The organism is Caballeronia sp. M23-90 (genome assembly GCF_053574605.1).
The window spans coordinates 1-335 of record NZ_JBSIPA010000997.1; the positions used below are offsets into that span (position 1 = coordinate 1).

Sequence of the window (335 nt, forward strand, 5' to 3'; positions counted from 1 at the left end):
GCGATCAGTATGTTGTATCAGGCCCGTCGGTGGCCGGTGCGACGCGACAGCCCGAAACAGCGCCTGCATGACCAGCTGTTTTGTCATGCGCTCGCTCATGGCATAGCCGACGATCTCTCCGCTAAACAGATCCTTGAGCCCGGCTAGATACAGCCATCCCTCATCGGTCGCGATGTAGGTAATGTCACCGCACCAGGCCTGATTTGGTGCGCTCACACTGAAGTCCTGGTCCAGGATGTTCGGTGCGACTGGCAGGTTGTGCGTCGAGTTGGTCGTCGCCTTGAACTTGCGCTTTTGCTTGCAGCGAAGGCCGAGCTTCGCCCGCAGACGCTTGA

Annotated in this window: 1 protein-coding gene; it reads right to left on the reverse strand. The window is 59.1% G+C overall.

Annotation, left to right across the window (positions count from 1 at the left end; translation table 11 throughout):
• Positions 1-335, reverse strand: a 335-nt coding sequence (locus ACRXB1_RS37495; protein WP_449494951.1) for a DDE-type integrase/transposase/recombinase, incomplete at both ends; no start/stop codon positions are given.